Annotated in this window: 18 protein-coding genes; 9 read left to right on the top strand and 9 right to left on the bottom strand. The window is 45.1% G+C overall.

The features are described 5' to 3' along the window. Positions 1-66: 66 nt before the first annotated feature. Positions 67-1170 (bottom strand): PilT/PilU family type 4a pilus ATPase, encoded by a 1104-nt coding sequence (locus A3735_RS16330; RefSeq protein WP_068510380.1) that lies wholly within the window; start codon positions 1168-1170, stop codon positions 67-69. 198 nt (positions 1171-1368) lie between these two features. Between A3735_RS16330 and A3735_RS16325 the strand changes: the two genes are divergently transcribed. Next, positions 1369-1674, top strand: a complete 306-nt coding sequence (locus A3735_RS16325; protein ID WP_068509251.1) for a cytochrome c — start codon at positions 1369-1371, stop codon at positions 1672-1674. Positions 1675-1815: 141 nt separating this feature from the next. On the opposite strand, the gene A3735_RS16320 is transcribed toward A3735_RS16325, so the two are convergent. From A3735_RS16320 to A3735_RS16290, 7 genes are all read right to left on the bottom strand, one after another. Beyond that, entirely contained in the window at positions 1816-2781 is a 966-nt protein-coding gene (locus tag A3735_RS16320) for a GNAT family N-acetyltransferase (protein WP_068638291.1), read from the bottom strand. Between the two features lie 52 nt (positions 2782-2833). Next, positions 2834-3601: a tRNA (guanosine(46)-N7)-methyltransferase TrmB gene (gene trmB, locus A3735_RS16315; protein WP_082865329.1), complete on the bottom strand. Its 768-nt coding sequence runs from the start codon at positions 3599-3601 to the stop codon at positions 2834-2836. 116 nt (positions 3602-3717) lie between these two features. After that, entirely contained in the window at positions 3718-4149 is a 432-nt protein-coding gene (locus A3735_RS16310) for an arsenate reductase ArsC (RefSeq protein ID WP_068509254.1), read from the bottom strand. Between the two features lie 357 nt (positions 4150-4506). Then, a complete protein-coding gene (locus tag A3735_RS16305; RefSeq protein WP_068509256.1) occupies positions 4507-5487 on the bottom strand; it encodes a GlxA family transcriptional regulator in 981 nt (326 codons plus the stop codon). Between the two features lie 170 nt (positions 5488-5657). After that, entirely contained in the window at positions 5658-7169 is a 1512-nt protein-coding gene (locus tag A3735_RS16300) for a YifB family Mg chelatase-like AAA ATPase (RefSeq protein WP_068509257.1), read from the bottom strand. 194 nt (positions 7170-7363) lie between these two features. Then, positions 7364-7612: an accessory factor UbiK family protein gene (locus A3735_RS16295; RefSeq protein WP_068509259.1), complete on the bottom strand. Its 249-nt coding sequence runs from the start codon at positions 7610-7612 to the stop codon at positions 7364-7366. Beyond that, positions 7605-7901, bottom strand: a complete 297-nt coding sequence (locus A3735_RS16290) for a hypothetical protein (RefSeq protein ID WP_156490560.1) — start codon at positions 7899-7901, stop codon at positions 7605-7607. Before A3735_RS16290 ends, A3735_RS16295 begins: the two co-directional genes overlap by 8 nt. A gap of 139 nt (positions 7902-8040) precedes the next feature. Here A3735_RS16290 and glnK point away from each other — a divergent pair, with 139 nt between their 5' ends. The 4 genes from glnK to A3735_RS16270 all read left to right on the top strand — a co-directional run bounded on the left by glnK (position 8041) and on the right by A3735_RS16270 (position 10998). Further along, positions 8041-8379 carry a P-II family nitrogen regulator gene (glnK, locus tag A3735_RS16285; RefSeq protein WP_068507212.1) on the top strand — a complete coding sequence of 113 codons (339 nt, stop codon included), beginning with the start codon at positions 8041-8043 and terminating at the stop codon, positions 8377-8379. A 67-nt stretch (positions 8380-8446) separates the two neighbouring features. After that, positions 8447-9706, top strand: a complete 1260-nt coding sequence (locus A3735_RS16280) for an ammonium transporter (RefSeq protein ID WP_231872228.1) — start codon at positions 8447-8449, stop codon at positions 9704-9706. Positions 9707-9881: 175 nt separating this feature from the next. Next, positions 9882-10280: a PilZ domain-containing protein gene (locus A3735_RS16275; protein ID WP_068509265.1), complete on the top strand. Its 399-nt coding sequence runs from the start codon at positions 9882-9884 to the stop codon at positions 10278-10280. 109 nt (positions 10281-10389) lie between these two features. Then, entirely contained in the window at positions 10390-10998 is a 609-nt protein-coding gene (locus A3735_RS16270; protein ID WP_068509266.1) for an SOS response-associated peptidase, read from the top strand. A gap of 9 nt (positions 10999-11007) precedes the next feature. On the opposite strand, the gene A3735_RS16265 is transcribed toward A3735_RS16270, so the two are convergent. Beyond that, positions 11008-11748, bottom strand: coding sequence for an SDR family NAD(P)-dependent oxidoreductase (locus A3735_RS16265; protein WP_068509268.1), 741 nt, complete (start codon positions 11746-11748; stop codon positions 11008-11010). 261 nt (positions 11749-12009) lie between these two features. Between A3735_RS16265 and A3735_RS16260 the strand changes: the two genes are divergently transcribed. The 4 genes from A3735_RS16260 to A3735_RS16245 all read left to right on the top strand — a co-directional run bounded on the left by A3735_RS16260 (position 12010) and on the right by A3735_RS16245 (position 16131). Next, positions 12010-14370 (top strand): molybdopterin oxidoreductase family protein, encoded by a 2361-nt coding sequence (locus A3735_RS16260; protein WP_068509271.1) that lies wholly within the window; start codon positions 12010-12012, stop codon positions 14368-14370. Positions 14371-14413: 43 nt separating this feature from the next. After that, positions 14414-14635, top strand: coding sequence for a YheU family protein (locus tag A3735_RS16255; RefSeq protein WP_068509273.1), 222 nt, complete (start codon positions 14414-14416; stop codon positions 14633-14635). Positions 14636-14640: 5 nt separating this feature from the next. Continuing rightward, entirely contained in the window at positions 14641-15672 is a 1032-nt protein-coding gene (locus A3735_RS16250; RefSeq protein WP_068509275.1) for a hypothetical protein, read from the top strand. Between the two features lie 99 nt (positions 15673-15771). Then, positions 15772-16131, top strand: coding sequence for a hypothetical protein (locus A3735_RS16245; protein WP_068509277.1), 360 nt, complete (start codon positions 15772-15774; stop codon positions 16129-16131). Positions 16132-16564 lie beyond the last annotated feature (433 nt).

The following is a 16564-nucleotide window of genomic DNA, read 5'->3' as shown; positions in this document are numbered from 1 at the left end:
AGAAAGAAGGTAAAAAGATCTATTTTCCAGTAAGAAATGATTTGGCATGATACCGACATTTGCACATTAGCTTTTTATTTGCCAACCTTCAGAGGCCGCACTGGGGTCGTCTTTAAGGCGGATTTTCACTTGGACATTATGTTTCGAATCTGCGTTGTTAATAGCTTCTTCCGCTGAGATTTTCCCTTCTTTATAGAGTTTAATTAGAGATTCATCGAAAGTAACAACATTTTGATCCATGTCTCTCTCAAATGCTTCAGTTAACTCTCCAATTTTTCCTTTCTGAATCAACTCACCAAAGTAAGGAGAATTTCGCAATATTTCTAATGCTGGAGTTAATGAACCATCCTTACTTTTTACAAGTCGCTGGCAAACAACAGAATGAAGGTTTCTTGATAGATCAATCAATATTTGTCCCCGGTCATCTGGAGGGAAAAAGTTAATAACTCGATCCAATGTTTCAACGGCATTGCTGGCATGAATAGTGGCTAAACATAAATGACCTGTTTCAGAATATACGATCGCCTGTTTCATTGTGTCGGTATCTCTTATCTCCCCAATCATGATTACATCTGGAGCTTCACGCATTGCACTTTTCAAAGCATCTGAATAACTCTTGGCATCGATCGAGATTTCCCGTTGATTAACAATTGATTTTTTGTAAGAGAATAAGTATTCAATTGGGTCTTCTATAGTCAGAATATGTCCTGTTGAATGCTTGTTTCGAAAATCGATCATTGCTGCTAGCGTTGAAGATTTACCTGAGCCGGTGGCGCCAGCAACCAGAACCAGCCCGCGTTTCTCAAACATAAACTCACCCAGATCTTCTGGTAACCTTAGCTCTTCTAGAGTTGGCGGTGAGGTTTTAATACAACGAATCACCATCGCAACAGAACCGCGTTGCCTAAAAACACTCAGGCGAAATCGCCCCAAGTTAGGAACGGAAATACCAACGCTAGTGCTCAGATTCTCATCAAAATTCTTAATTTGCTGATCATTCATCAGAGAATAAGCAAGCTCTTTGGTTTGGGCTGATGTTAAAGCCGTGTCTTTATTAATCGCACTACAAACACCTTGTATTTTTACTAAGACAGGAAAGCCCGCGCTAAAAAACAAATCCGAGGCTTGCTTTTTAATCATGTACTGTAAGTACTGCGAGATATTGGTCATTAGTCAGCCTTAGCTTTATTTTTGAACATTATTTAGTGATTGATATAATTATAGGTGAGATTAGGTTTGGTTAAATTTATATAGACAGAATTAAGTATAGCTATTTATTTTTGTAATGCTTAAATGGATCAGTACAAGGAATTATTTGCTAATTCAATACGTTAATTGTCCGGTTTAGAACATGAAAGGATATTAAATATGCCTATCGTTTATACAATCACCTTGTTATGTATCTTCTTAGTTGGGTGTGGCAATGACCAGCATAACCACCCAGACCTAGCGTCAGGAAAAGACCTATTCGAACACCATTGCTCTGAGTGTCATAACTCAACAGGCTTAGGAAAATTTCTAAGGGCTGTTCCGCCTAATAAGGGCACTAAACTAAGTGCTTGGCAGGTATCTCATAAAGTTAGGGTGGGAAGTGATGCTAGTAAGATGACGACTTTCGAGAATATGAGTGTAGAAGAGTCAATGAAGATCTCCGCATACTTAAAAGGTCTGTAGCCAGATATATCGAGACCTAAAAAGGTCTTTAGGTGGTTGCGAGCATTGAACTATTGCTCAAACTGACTGTTTTGTCCTTATCTAAGCAAGCTCGTTGAGCGTCTTAAGTGCTGAGCAATGAGACCCAAACAAACAATAATACTAAGATGAAACAAGCCGATGCGTCAGCAAACCATAGCGTTTTCGTTTTTGTCCTGACATTTGATCAATATCGACCACGACAAAGCCGTCAACGCAATCACTAAAGTCCGGGTCGATATTGAAGCCTAAAAAGCGCGTCCCGCCTGGTTCTGACAATTCTGCATACTGTTTGTATAAAACAGGAACAGCGAAGCCAAGATACCTTAGCTGTTTCTTGAGCTTAATGAAGCCTTCCTTTAGATCTAAACCTTCAAACAATTGATCTAGGTGCTTTTTTGAAGCCTCACTTAGCTGGTATGGGTGATGACAGACTAGATACTTTGTCTCAGTTCCATAGTAGTGCTGATAAAAATAGATAAGTAAGTCTTTAGCTGGTGCAGATAAGGTATTGCTAATACTTACTGCGCCGAACAAGTAACGGTATTGAGGGTGTAGCCTAAGAAAGGCTGCGATGCCATACCACAAATATTCCAGGCTTTTGGAACCCCAGTATTGTGGCTGAACAAAACTTCGGCCCAGCTCCAACCCATGCTCTAGAATGCTACGCGATGCTGGTAAGTAGTCGAATAAGCTCGCAGTATAAAGAGGAGAATTAACAATCAGCCGATCAGAATCTTCCTGTACATCGAGCTGATCAGTACCTCTTAGGCGATACGCGCCGACCACCTCACCTTGCTCTTCATCCCAAAGGACGATGTGCATATAGTGGGCATCGTACTCATCGAGATCACGTTCACGCCCTGTTCCTTCGCCCACCAAGCGGAAGGACTCTTCTCGCAAACGGCCAATTTCATTCATTAGCACCGAAGATTGGCGGTGATGATAAAGCAATATTTTCTTGGCATCCTGGGTTTCACCCATAAGCTCGCAGTTGGCAATATCGGCTCTCAAACTCTCACGGCACTCTTTTGGCGCTATCTCAGCAACAACACCTTCAGTGCTTTTCGAGTTATCGTGCCCTGACATACATACAAACCTTGTTTTAGCTATTATTGCTTCTTATGAAGACTCTATGTATTTAAGCAATACGTCGGTAGAGCAAATCCCAAACACCATGCCCTAAACGCTGACCGCGCTTTTCAAACTTAGTTAAGGGGCGGTTTTCAGGGCGTTCAGAGTATTGCCCGGCTCCGGCCACGTTTTCATAGCCTGGCGCGGCTTCCATCACTTCCATCATATGTTCTGCGTAAGGCTCCCAGTCTGTTGCCATATGGAAGACACCTCCGATTTCAAGCTTTGACCTGATTCGCTCAGCAAACTCGCTCTGTACAAGGCGACGTTTATTATGGCGTGCTTTATGCCATGGGTCGGGAAAGAAAAGCTGTAGGCGACTAACGGAATCATCAGCAATATTCCGTGCCAGCACTTCGTTGGCGTCGGCGCAGAATACTCGTAAGTTTTCCAAGCCTAGATCACCCGCCTGATTTAGGAGCGCACCAACTCCGGGACGATGAACTTCAATCCCCAAATAGTTCTCATTAGGCGCCTGATGAGCCATTTCACTTAGTGATGCACCCATGCCAAAACCAATTTCTACCACTAAAGGTTGCGCAAGAGGAAAACTCTCACGAACATCAGAAGGCGCTTTCGCTAACTCCAAGCCCATCGTTGACCAACACTCTTCAAAGCCTCTTTGCTGGCCTGCGGTCATCCTTCCACTGCGAACAACGAAGCTTCTAATCGGCCTTTTCTTGAGGTTAGCCACTTCAATTTTAGGACCTTTGGTATTCGTCTCTTTTGAGTCAGTTTCGTCCGTCTGTGCGGAATCCTGATGTTCTTCGGTCATTATGTTGAGCCTTGTTACGTCAGTGCAAATGCAGTTTATTAAAGAAGCTTAGTATTGATTAAAAAGCGCGCATAATAGGACTGCATGGAGCAAAGATCAAGGTATCTCAAGCCGCTTTAGCTAGAAAAGCTAGACGACTCAACAAAAGCCCTGATTTCATCTCGCACACGCCTATAACTCTCCAACTCATCTTCCTGATTAGCAGCTAGTTTCGCTAACGATGGCGGGTCATCAAAAGGAACATGCTTAATCTCTTTGAACTCCGATAAGTTTGGGCAATGTTCAGCAGCATGACCGCAAACTGTCACGATCAAATCGAACTGTTGCGCTTCGAGCTCTTCAATATGCTTAGAATAATGTTTGCTCATATCTACCCCAAGTTCCCCCATCACTGAAACAGCATTAGGGTTCATACCGTGGGTTTCTATGCCTGCAGAGTATGCTTGCCACTCTTTATTTCTGATCGTATTTACCCAGGCTTCGGCCATTTGGCTTCGACAAGAGTTACCGGTACACAGAAAAAGGACTTTTTTGGGTGCCTGAGACATCTCGGTTTAGTCTTCCTTTTGTAAGGGGATGAATGCTAATAGACCACGTAAATCTGAAAAGATTCATCAAGTATTATTATTTTTTTGAACCAAGTTACATTTCCATTGTCTGAACTTACGACAGCAAGGCTAAATGTTGTGAAAGGACTGCTATGTAAGTAATTCTTGGCATGCGATAGCATGTTATAACGAATCATTACAAATATAGCTCACTTTTTAACCACATTACGGAAATTTTAGTCTTATACTGTTATTACAGATCACGAAGAAGCGATCGTGATTCTGTCTTCCTTGAAGAAACCCCTATTATAGGAGCCCTAAACAGGCTCCTCTTTTTTTGTCCCAAATTATTACTCTTTAATCTAACTGGAAGAGTTTTGGACGCACCATTTTCTTATAATCACTTGGCGTCAGCCCTACCTTGGTTTTAAACACCCGAGAAAAGTAAGCCGTATCTTTATAGCCAACGTTTTCAGCCACATCCTGAATGCTTAGATCGGTTGATTTCAATAAGTCACGGCCATTTTCAATGCGTAAGTCCTGAAGGTACTGATTCGGTGTCATGCCTAATGCTTGCCTGAAACGACGTGTAAACGTTCGTACTGGCATGCCTGCTCTTTCGGCCATCTGGGGAATATCAATATCTTCATGACACGAGGACTTTAACCACGCCTGAATCTCGATAATATCTTCATCTGCATGCGCGGCTCGTCCGACTGAAAACATAGGCAAGTCGTAGCTGCTGCCTACTTCATGGGCAAAATGGCGCTCCGCTAACTGACGTTTTTCCAAACCAAAGGCCTGGCCAATCAAGTGAAAGACCAAGTCTGACAGCGCGTTGATACTGCCAGCACAATAAATTCGGTTACCATAAGTAATGAAGTGCTGGCGTTTTAGTTCAACGTGAGGGTAACGCTTTTCAAATTTATCAAAAAAGAACCAGTGAGTCGTAGCAGGGGTCTTGTCTAAAAGGCCTGCTTCTGCCAAGAAATAGGCACCGGCCCCTGTGGCAATAAAGTTAGTCCCTTCCTCATAGCGCTGCCTTAACATCTCTGGCAACTTGGGATAACGTTTCAATAAATGTACCGGATCTCTCCAATTTGGTGGAATAAAGATCCAGTCCATATGACCAAGAGATTCAATACGCTCTTCGATATTTAAAGGAATATCGCCAGCAACCTGAGGCTGTTTATCTTCGAGCTTAACCATATGCAGCTCAAGCGGCCTGGATTCCCGCGCCATGCGCGCCATTGCATTAGCGGCCTTCAGAATTTCATAGGGCCTGGTTATCCCTGAAAAGAGTGCGCGGTCATAAACTAGAAACGCAGCTTTTATCATTAGCTATTCCTCAACTTCCCTTCAGCAGTTTCGCTCACTTCACCACGCATTCAAAAGTGGCTATTTATTTATGATGCGTAAGTTTAGGCCATCATCTTAGCCAATTTCATAAAGCGATGGAAGTCACAGCTGTACGCCATAAGCTTTAAAGACTTTTCTTTACATAGCACTCAGCTACCAGACTTTCTATCCAAACCCCGGTAAGCCAAAGCTTCACTTAAATGAAGCATTTGAATACTCTCACTTTCCTGTAAATCTGCCAAAGTACGCGCGACTTTAAGAATCCGGTGAGCCGCCCTTGCCGACAAAGCCATCCTATCCATGGCGGACTCCAGAAAAGTGCGCATATCGTCTTGCATGGCACAATGTTCTGCAATCTCCCCACCCTCAAGCGCACTATTAAGCTTGCCCTGCCTGGTGATTTGCGCGTCTCGGGCTTTGCTCACGCGAGCCAGTACCTCATTCGAAGACTCACTAGCCTGAGCTTTGCCAAGTAAAACCGATGCAGGTTGACTCGCCACTTCGACATGCAAATCGAAGCGATCCAATAAGGGGCCCGACAACTTCCGCCGATAGTTACTTATCTGCTGGGGGGTATCAGTACAACTCACTGTAGGGTGGCCGCTATAGCCACAAGGGCATGGGTTCATTGCTGCAATTAACTGAAAGTCTGCCGGAAATGTCAGGCTCGCACTGGCTCGGGAAATTCTGATCTCCCCACTTTCAATCGGCTCCCGAAGTACTTCAAGCACCGAGCGTGCATACTCTGGCAACTCATCCAAAAACAATACACCATAATGGGATAAGGATATTTCACCAGGCTTTGGCTGTGCGCCACCACCAACGAGCGATACGGAAGAAGCTGTATGGTGAGGAGAACGAAAAGGCGCTTGCATCATCAAGCCCGGTTTTCTGGGAATACCCGCCAGCGAATAGATTGAGGCCACCTCCACTGCCTGAGCATTGCTTAAGCGTGGCAGAATACTTGGCAGGCGAGAGGACAGCATGCTCTTGCCTGTCCCTGGAGGGCCGTAGAATAATAGGTTATGGCGTCCAGCTGCTGCCAACTCCAAAGCACGTCTCGCTTGGAACTGACCCTTAATATCAGCCATATCCGGCTGCTTTTCGTCTTCCAAAATCATTTCTTCATAAGAAAGGGCTTGCAAAACACCGGGTGATTTAAGGTGCTGGCAAATTTCGCTCAAATGGCGTGCGGGGAAAATTGTATCGCTGCCAGCCATTTTCCCTTCATCAGCGTTACCATATGGGATAAATAAACATCGGCCGTCTTTTACGCTGGCAATAGCCGTGGGTAATACACCGGCAACCGGGCGCAAGTCTCCGGTTAAGGCCAGCTCACCAATAAACTCACTTTCACCAAGCTTTTCCGAGTCTATTTGACCTGTCGCAGCCAGGACTCCAATAGCAATTGCCAGATCATATCGTCCCCCTTGTTTAGGCAAGTCTGCAGGCGCCAAGTTAATGGTCACACGCCGATTCGGAAATTCGAAGCCAGAGTTGATTAAGGCACTGCGTACCCTTTCTTTGCTCTCTCGAACAGCCATTTCTGGAAGCCCAACAATCGCTAGGGATGGCAAACCATTTGAGAGATGAGTTTCGACTGTCACCAAAGGTGCATCGACACCGAGCTGAGCCCGGGTATAGATAATAGATAACGACATCGCATTCCTTTGCTAAGTTCATATCTGTTTAAGAAGGTAAGGAGCTGTATCAGGTAGACCGGAAAGCGCCTCATTAATACGCTTTGTATTAACTATTGCGCCATTTTAGATCAGCAGCATTATGCCCCTCAGTAGTGCAAGCACTGCATAAGTACAGTGCAAGAACGAACAAGTTCCATCTGTTCGTCATTAAATCAAGCTGACTTTTTCTCTAATTCAGCAAAATCTTTTTCTAGTTGTTCCAATTTGGCGCGTGTTGTTTCCAGCACCAATTGCTGAGTCTCAAACTCCTCACGAGTGACTAAATCCAGCTTGGAAATGACACCATTAATAAGAATTTTCAGTTGCGCAGTCAGATCCTCTTGAGCCGACTTTCCGGCGTCAGGTAATATCTGACTAACCTGTTCGTGGATGGTGTTAAGTACTTCTTGAGGGCTAAGCAACAAACGCTCCTTGGAATGCCTGGGACATTCTTTCTACATCAAACAAAAGAGCTATTCTAACACGCCCTGCCAGCGAAACCCACAACCCTAAAAAGGACAGATCTATTTTCAAATAATCAGATCCTCCCCCTATAAAAATCACCAAAGAGATGCGCTCGCCGCCAACCCGCATCAGATATTGCGTCATTATGGTGCGCCAAATCCAAGCCCGCACCACAAGACCACAACAAAACCACCACTCAACAATAACACTTAATCTTATGTAACTGTTATATAAGCTTTTTTTCAAACTGGCACACCCCCTGCTATATACCGATCAGATTTGTTATTCCGAATGAGAGATTCGTTTTTCATTTTGAATAGCAAACAAGAACTAAAACACATTTTTTTAACTAGTAAATATTGCAGCGACAGCACAGGAGATATCCATGAAACTCGTAACTGCCATAATCAAACCATTTAAGCTGGACGATGTACGTGAGTCATTGTCTGAAATTGGCGTACAAGGTATTACCGTAACTGAAGTTAAAGGTTTCGGCCGTCAGAAAGGTCACACGGAATTATACCGTGGCGCTGAGTACGTTGTTGACTTTCTTCCTAAGGTTAAAGTTGAAGTTGCCATTGGTTCCGACTTGGTTGACCAAGTTGTTGAAGCTATCAGCAAAGCAGCTAATACCGGCAAAATTGGTGACGGTAAAATTTTCATTTCACCGCTTGAGCAAGTTATTCGAATCCGTACCGGTGAAACCGGCACTGATGCGGTTTAAATCTCATTCATCACTAAGCAACTAATTTTTTAGAATACAGTACGGAGATTTCCTTATGGAAAACGTAATGAACAACATTTATGAATTGCAGTATGCAATGGACACCTTTTATTTCTTGGTGTGCGGCGCATTAGTTATGTGGATGGCAGCAGGTTTTGCCATGCTGGAAGCAGGCTTGGTTCGCGCCAAGAACACCACTGAGATCCTAACCAAGAACGTTGCACTGTTTGCAGTATCATGCACCATGTACCTAATCTGTGGTTACGAGTTCATGTATGGCGGCGGCTTCTTCCTATCAGGTACTGACAGCGTTGCAACTATAGACGTTGCTCAAGCTCTAGCAGATTCTGCTGAAAACGGCTTCGGCGGTGACTCTGTTTACTCAGGCGCTTCTGACTTCTTCTTCCAGGTCGTATTCGTTGCAACGGCAATGTCTATCGTATCGGGTGCGGTTGCTGAGCGTATGAAGCTTTGGGCTTTCCTAGCATTCGCAGTTGTTATGACGGGTTTCATCTACCCAATGGAAGGTGGCTGGACTTGGGGTGGTAACTCTGTGTTCGGTATGTACGACCTCAGTAGCTATAGCGATTACGCTGGTTCAGGTATCGTTCACATGGCAGGTGCTGCAGCAGCATTGGCTGGTGTTATCATGCTAGGTGCTCGTAAAGGCAAGTACGGTGCTAACGGTCAGGTTAACGCTATCCCAGGTGCGAACCTTCCTCTAGCAACGCTAGGTACATTCATACTGTGGATGGGCTGGTTCGGTTTCAACGGTGGTTCTACTCTTAAACTGGGTGGTATCGAAGTAGCTAACGAAGTAGCAAGCGTATTCTTGAACACTAACGCTGCTGCGGCAGGTGGTTTGATCGCTGCATTGATCGTTGCACGTATTCTATTCGGTAAGGCTGACCTTACAATGGCATTGAACGGCGCACTAGCAGGTTTGGTTGCGATCACTGCAGAGCCTGCTGATCCTTCTCCACTACTAGCAACGATCATTGGTGCGATCGGTGGTGTTATCGTAGTATTCTCAATCGTAACACTTGATAAGCTTAAGCTTGACGATCCTGTTGGTGCAATCTCGGTACACGGTGTAGTAGGTCTATGGGGTATCTTCGCAGTACTTCTATCAGACGCTGACGCTACATTCGCTGGCCAGCTGGTTGGTGCACTAACGATCTTTGTTTGGGTATTCGTATGTAGCTTGATTGTTTGGGGCGTTCTTAAAGCAATCATGGGCATCCGAGTAACTGACGAAGAAGAGTACGAAGGTGTTGATATCTCTGAGTGTGGTATGGAAGCTTACCCAGAGTTTACTCGCGACTAATCTCGAGTTAAACAAACTAAAAAGCGCCTCATTGTAGGCGCTTTTTTATGCCCGCCTTTTGCGTCAAAGCAGCCAACAAAAGACACATATAATTACTATCAAGACATTGATACTTCCGCAGCTCTAGACTATTGTTGTTAACTCCTCGCCAACTCTGACCAGGAAGTTTCACATAGTGCCCGATAAAAAGAAGATTACAGAAGCTCTTGAAAACACTCAGGAAATTACGGCGGAAGCTTTGAATGACGGAGCCGAGCGCCGTCAATACACAAGGCGTTCAGCCCATTGGCGTGCAACAATTACAACCCGCAAGAAACAAGTCGTTCAATGTAAAACGAAAGACATCTCTGAACGTGGAACCTCACTGGTAAGCCCCGTAGACTTCCGAAAAGATGCTTTGGTGCTACTTCAAATTGCCGCTTTCTACAATGGCAAGAAAATGGAGTTCAAAGTACTGGGCGAGATCAAACACACCTCGATCGCTCCGGACGGCTTCACGCTTGGCGTATTTATTAAAGAAGCGCCGGACACTGCTTTTGCATTTTTTAAAAAATATGCTGAAGGTCAGATCTAAATCAAGGGAATCAGTAATTTGCCTCTGACTTTTCGTTAATTTTTCATCACAGCCTATGATAATATTCCAATAAGGTAATAAGCTTAGTTTCAGGCAGAGGCTCCTTTACATGTGTGGAAGATTTGAAGTAGACAAAGCGATCGTCGATACAGGCGTATTCGAAGCATTTCATATACTTTTTCATGCCATAAACAATCATGACCAACGCCCTTCACAAGAGGTCGCCTGCCTTCACTATCAGCATGAGAAGCTATCGCAAACGCCTGCTCTCTGGGGGATCAACCCTCACTGGGCACATCACACCATATTCAACGCTCAGGCAGAAACCGTCGCCACCAAGAAGACCTTTAGTTCTGCTTATGCACTACACCGTTGCGTAGTACCCTGCTCGGCCTGGTTTGAATGGACAGGAGAGCCCGGGCACAAAATAAAACACCGTTTTTCACCGGCAATAGACGACGTTCTGTTTATGGCAGGAATACTATTTCCACTGAACTCAGGTGGCTTCCAGCTTGTTACCCTCACATGCGAAGCCGACCCTAATTGTGGAATTTATCACCATAGAATGCCTTTGTTAATCGAAGCATCAAAGGTGAAGGACTGGCTGGCACTGCCACGACCAGCCAATGAGATAAATCAATTTCACGATCATCACGCACTCCAGATTCACCCACCGATCAGTTCAACCCCGGCGACCTTCGAGCGCATAAGTGACTAGTAACCAAAACTACATTTTAGCAATCAGAGAATCCGGTAAAACACGCATAAGAGGCGCAACAATCGCCCAAGGCATTCGAGGAAGGGTAGAAGCTTTAACTTTCTTTTCAACCAGATCGGCAAACTGCTTAGCGCCCTGCTCTACATTGATAACAAAGGGCCTGCTGGGCAAACTACGGTTAATTTCCGTATCGATAAAACCGGGGTTAATGACACTCACATCAACATTGTCATTTAAGGTCTCCAGCCTAACCGCCTCCATATAGGTAGCCAAACCCGCTTTTGAAGCAGAATACGCAGCATTTCGTGGTAAACCTCGATAGCCCGCAACGGAAGCGGTTGCCACAATATGCCCACCACCTTGGGTCCGGAATGCTTTAAGCGCAGCCCTGACGGTAGCGATAGCACCATTTAGATTAGTATTGATTACGGCGAGCTGGTCATCTAAAGAGGCAATCTCGGCTTTGCCTGAGCGGGCAATCCCGGCATTAGCAACGATCATATCTAAACGCCCCAAAGAAGATTGAAAGCCCTTAATCACCTCATCCACCTGCGAAGTATCAGTGACATCAAGCGGCGCTATTTCTATCCTTGCTTCAGGGTAGGCTTTATGGATCTCGGCTTTTAATGATTGCAGCAGGGTTTCTCTACGTGCGCTAAGACCAAGATCATAACCTCGCTTTGCCATCTCCCATGCCAAGGCCTTGCCAATACCATCACTGGCTCCGGTTATTACGATTGTTTTATTCATTGCTAGCCTACCCTACAGTTGCTGCGGTCATCTTCAAATGGAGAAGTTCATATATTGTGCAGACGAAAGCCTAGCACAATAGCCAAGCCCAAATCATTAAGGAGGCAACAAAGCGGGATTCACAAAGCAGTAAGTCTATGAATAGTTCTAATCGTCTAGACTTCTCGTTTATGGCAGGCATATAATCCTGACTAGCTGTTCAATAACAACAATAGTGGTGTACATTCACTCTTAGCACCCATTCAATGACGGATCAAATCTATGCCTAGCTCAGACGCTTTTACTCATTACCGCACCTGCAACCTTTGTGAAGCAATGTGCGGTGTCGCGATCAAAGTTGAAGACGCACAGATTATCTCTATAAAGGGCGATCCTGATGACCCGTTAAGCAAAGGCCATATTTGCCCGAAAGCGCTCGCCTTAAAAGATATACAAGAAGACCCGGACCGGCTTAAAGTTCCACAGCTAAAAACCAAAGATGGCTGGAAACCCATCACTTGGAACAGAGCGTTTGATTTAGTTGCAAACAAAATTGGTGATATTCAACAACAGCACGGTAAAAATGCTGTAGGTGCCTACCTTGGTAATCCGAACACCCATCATCACGGCAATATTCTATTTGCACCAATGCTGCTGAAAGCACTGCGTACCCGCAATAAATTTTCTGCCACCTCCAATGACCAGCTACCGCATATGCAGGCAAATCTGGAACTGTTTGGGAATCAATATTTATTCCCAGTGCCTGATATTGATCATATGGATTTGTTTATTCTTCTCGGCAGTAATCCGGCAGCATCAAATGGTAGTTTAATGAGCGCGCCTGACTATTCAGCAAGGCTCAAGAAAATCATTAAGCGTGGCGGTGAGGTGATTCTACTTGACCCAAGAAAGACTGAAACAGTCAAAACAAGTACCGAGCATTTATTCATCAAACCCGGTACCGATGCCTTCCTGATACTCGGAATTATTAACACTTTATTTAATGAGAATTTAATCGAGACAGGCCGGCTATCAAGCCATCTTGAAGGGATCGCCGAAATACAGCTTATCTCGTCCGACTTCAACCCAGAGCACGTGAGCAGCATTACAGGTGTTACCGCCGAAGATATCAGAACACTAGCCCGCAAACTGGCTACCACCCCAAGGGCTTGCCTGTTCGGTAGAATGGGCACCTCAACTCAGGAGTTTGGTGGCCTGGCGACCTGGTTAGTTTATGTGGTAAATATTCTGACAAACCATATGGATGAGCGCGGCGGTTTAATGTTTAGCAAACCCGCAGCAGATATGGTTGAGCTAGCAGCATGGACAGGCCAAAAAGGCCATTATAATCGTTATCAGAGCCTTTCAGGTCTACCGGAATTTGGTGGAGAATTGCCTGCCAGCACCATGGCTGACCAAATCCTCTTGCCTAGTGATGAGCAGATAAAAATGATGATCGTCATGGCTGGCAATCCTGTGCTCAGCAGCCCGAATGGTCAGCACCTTGATCAAGCCCTCGATTCGCTGGATTTCATGGTTTCTATTGATTTTTATATCAATGAAACCTCAAAGCATGCCGATATTATCCTGCCTCCGACTGCGCCTTTGGAGCAGTCTCATTATGATATTGTTTTTAACCTGCTTGGTGTTCGGAATGTCGCTAAATACTCACCCGCCTTATTCGAGGTAGATAAGTCTGCTCGTCATGACTGGCAAATAGCGCTTGAGCTTCAGCACCGACTTGGCAAAGGCAATATTAAGCAAATTATTGGTGAACAATTTTCTTACCAATCACTGAAGCGCTTAGGACCCGACGGCTTATTGGATATCATCCTTCGTACCGGCCCTTATGGTACGCAGCTCCCTGGCACTAGCCAAGCAGGGCGTTTCCTGGTCGATGCCTTACAGGGGTTCTTACCAAGCAAACACCCAGCCCGGAAGATTCTGGATCTCAGCCCTTACGGTTCTCAAAACAGAAGTTTGAGCAAAGGCCTTTGTGTTAGCTCTTTACTTAATTACCCTCACGGTATCGACTTAGGCCCCTTGCAATCTCGCCTACCCGAACGGCTCTACAGCGTGAAGAAACGAATTCGACTCGCACCGAATACTTACTTAAAAGATATGACTCGCCTACGTAAACGCGGCGAGCAACTGCTTGACAGTCACAAAGCCGAAAACGGACAACTCTTATTAATTGGCAGGCGTCACGTCCGCTCTAACAATTCCTGGCTACATAACAGCAGGCGCCTGGTAAAAGGTAAAAATCGCTGTACTCTGATGATCCACCCTGACGACGCGAAACAAGTACAACTTAAAAACGGAGAACTCGCTCACGTAAGTAGCAGAGTTGGACAGCTTGAGATTGAAGTAGAGTTAACTGAAGATATCATGCCGGGCGTTGTCAGCATTCCTCACGGCTGGGGGCACCAGCGCGAAGGCTCAATGCTATCTGTTGCAAGCAAGCGGCCCGGGGTTAGTGTCAATGATCTAACAGACGACAGGTATGTAGACAAACTGAGCGGCACCTCTGTATTGAACGGCGTTCCAGTGCAAGTTCTTAAAGTTGGTCAAGACAAGAGAAAACGTACAACGCGTTCTCGTGCAAATAAATCCAGGGTACGTATGAGTGCCAAGCTTTCTTAGCCGGAATAAGTAAAACATATACTCTTATGCACCAGGTTCTAACATGATTATCGACCCCTCTTTTTTAAGCCCGGATGCATTAGATGGCCTAATAAACGACTATTGTTTAAGAGACTGGGGACTCAATGATGTCGAAGCCCCTTTGGAAACAAGAAAGTCTCAGGTGCAACAGGCGCTAAAGCAAGGCAAACTGGTCATACAATATAGCGAAGAGGAAGAAAGCGCTCATATCATGTCTGCAGACTCTCTCGGCCTGGATAATTAGATTAGATGCCCTTACAAGATCAACACCCGCCGATCATCCCCCACGAACAACTTGCCAAGTTGATTGGTGAATTACGGTTTGATGAACTTCTTCAGCAGCTGGAACAGTTTCTCATAGATGGGCTTGAGTCAAACAAGACAACTGCCAAAGCTAAAATAAATGGCTTTGAGGTCAAGCTCAATTATCGGAATAATACAGTCGAAGGTGCCTGCCAATGTCCAGAGTCTGATGGCTTTGACTTCTGCCCACATTGCGCAGCACTCTGTCTGCATGTTAACCGGAATACCCAGCAAATATCATCTCTCGCCAAAGGCCCCGACAAAAGCCGGGTACTTGCCTACCTGCTTAGTCAAGATAAACAGAACCTAGCAAAAGAGTTCTTATCTTTATTGAGCAAGGACAGTGAGCTATTCGAACGCTATGTGCTCAGGGCATCCTTAAATCAAGGCGAACTAGATTACTCAGGACTGAAAAGCCAGATAACCGAGTTAACACGCAAACCTGAAAAACTGTTCAGCCAACGGCAGGTTAAACACTTTTTCGCAAAAATCGAGCGCTTTCTAGACGAGCTAAACGCTTTGGATCACTATTCTGACGCGGACAAAATGCTCAAACTAATGGAGCATATGCACCAGCGTCTGGTGCGCCTGCTCGATACAATTGATGACAACTCAGAGCAGCGTAGTGAAGCCGTTACGACCTACAGAGCACTGTATAGTAAATTACTATTGCAGCTGCAGGGGCGAGAAGAAACTAAAGCCAAGCGTTTCTTCAAACTATGGGTGAATGATCACCACGCTATTCTACCTCTTGATATTGAAGCCTTCCTGGATCAGAACATAACAAACAAGTTTATATCCCTACTCAATAAAATACTAAAAGATAAACTAGCTAAAAAAACCTCCAAGGCAACTGACGATCTCAAGCAAATCCAGCGAGAAAAAATTCTCCGGTACTTACTCGACTCGGCCCTTAAGAAAAACGATACCGACAAGGCCCAACAAATGAGAACTATGATTGAGCAAGGCCGCCAGTAAAGGCTGGCTATTTCCTATCAAAATTGCCCCGTGCTTTTCAATTTTCATGATAGGATAGCGGGCACATCAATACAGACTACAGCGTACTAAGGAAATATTATGAGCGACAACGCGCCTGAAATAAGCATGAACCCTGATGAACTTTATCTTGAAGAAGTCTATACAGACAACAAAGTCGGCACTATTCGTCGCATGACACCTGTCGATGCAAATGGCGACGCAGACAGCGCTAGACCCGTTCTGTTTATCGGCAGCACTCAAATGATGACGCCAGCTGGACCACTTCCTTTGAACTTCGAACTTCAAGGTTCTACTCTGGGTCAAGCGGCAGCTAACTTTGGCGAAGCAGCAAACAAGTCGCTTGAAGATACAATGAAAGAACTTCAAGAAATGCGTCGTGAGCAGGCTTCTCAGATCGTCGTACCGGGCCAAGGCGGAAGCCAAATCCAAATGCCTTAAAGCATTTTTTCAATGGGGTCAGACTCGATTGAAAAATAGCCATACTTATGTAGGCGGGGCCTCCAGTCGCGCAAACCGAAACCAGGGAATCGTTTGAAAGCCCCGTGGCACAGCAAGCGCCCCGAGGACGGGCCGCCTACAAAGTCATAATACTTATATGTAAAAGTTGGCACGCAGTCTGACCTACTGAAATAGCGGTTTCGACTAGAGCCTACAAATACCCTGCCCAAACTTAGTCAGCAAAGTGCCAAAACTTGCCGTTGAAGGTTGATTTTGGTTTGGCCGAATGTTACTGGCTTCAAATTCCTGGGTGATGTCTGTAGATGGTGAACAACCAACTTAACAAAGTGTTAAGTCGGCTTTCGGGTCTTCCCTAATATAATTTGAGCTAGCTTGATTGTTTATTAAATAAACTAAAAATGAGGCTTCTAGG

The sequence above is a fragment of the Oleiphilus sp. HI0061 genome (genome assembly GCF_001635675.1).
Note: the sequence above shows the minus strand (reverse complement) of the source record. Positions and strands in the feature narration are given on the sequence as shown.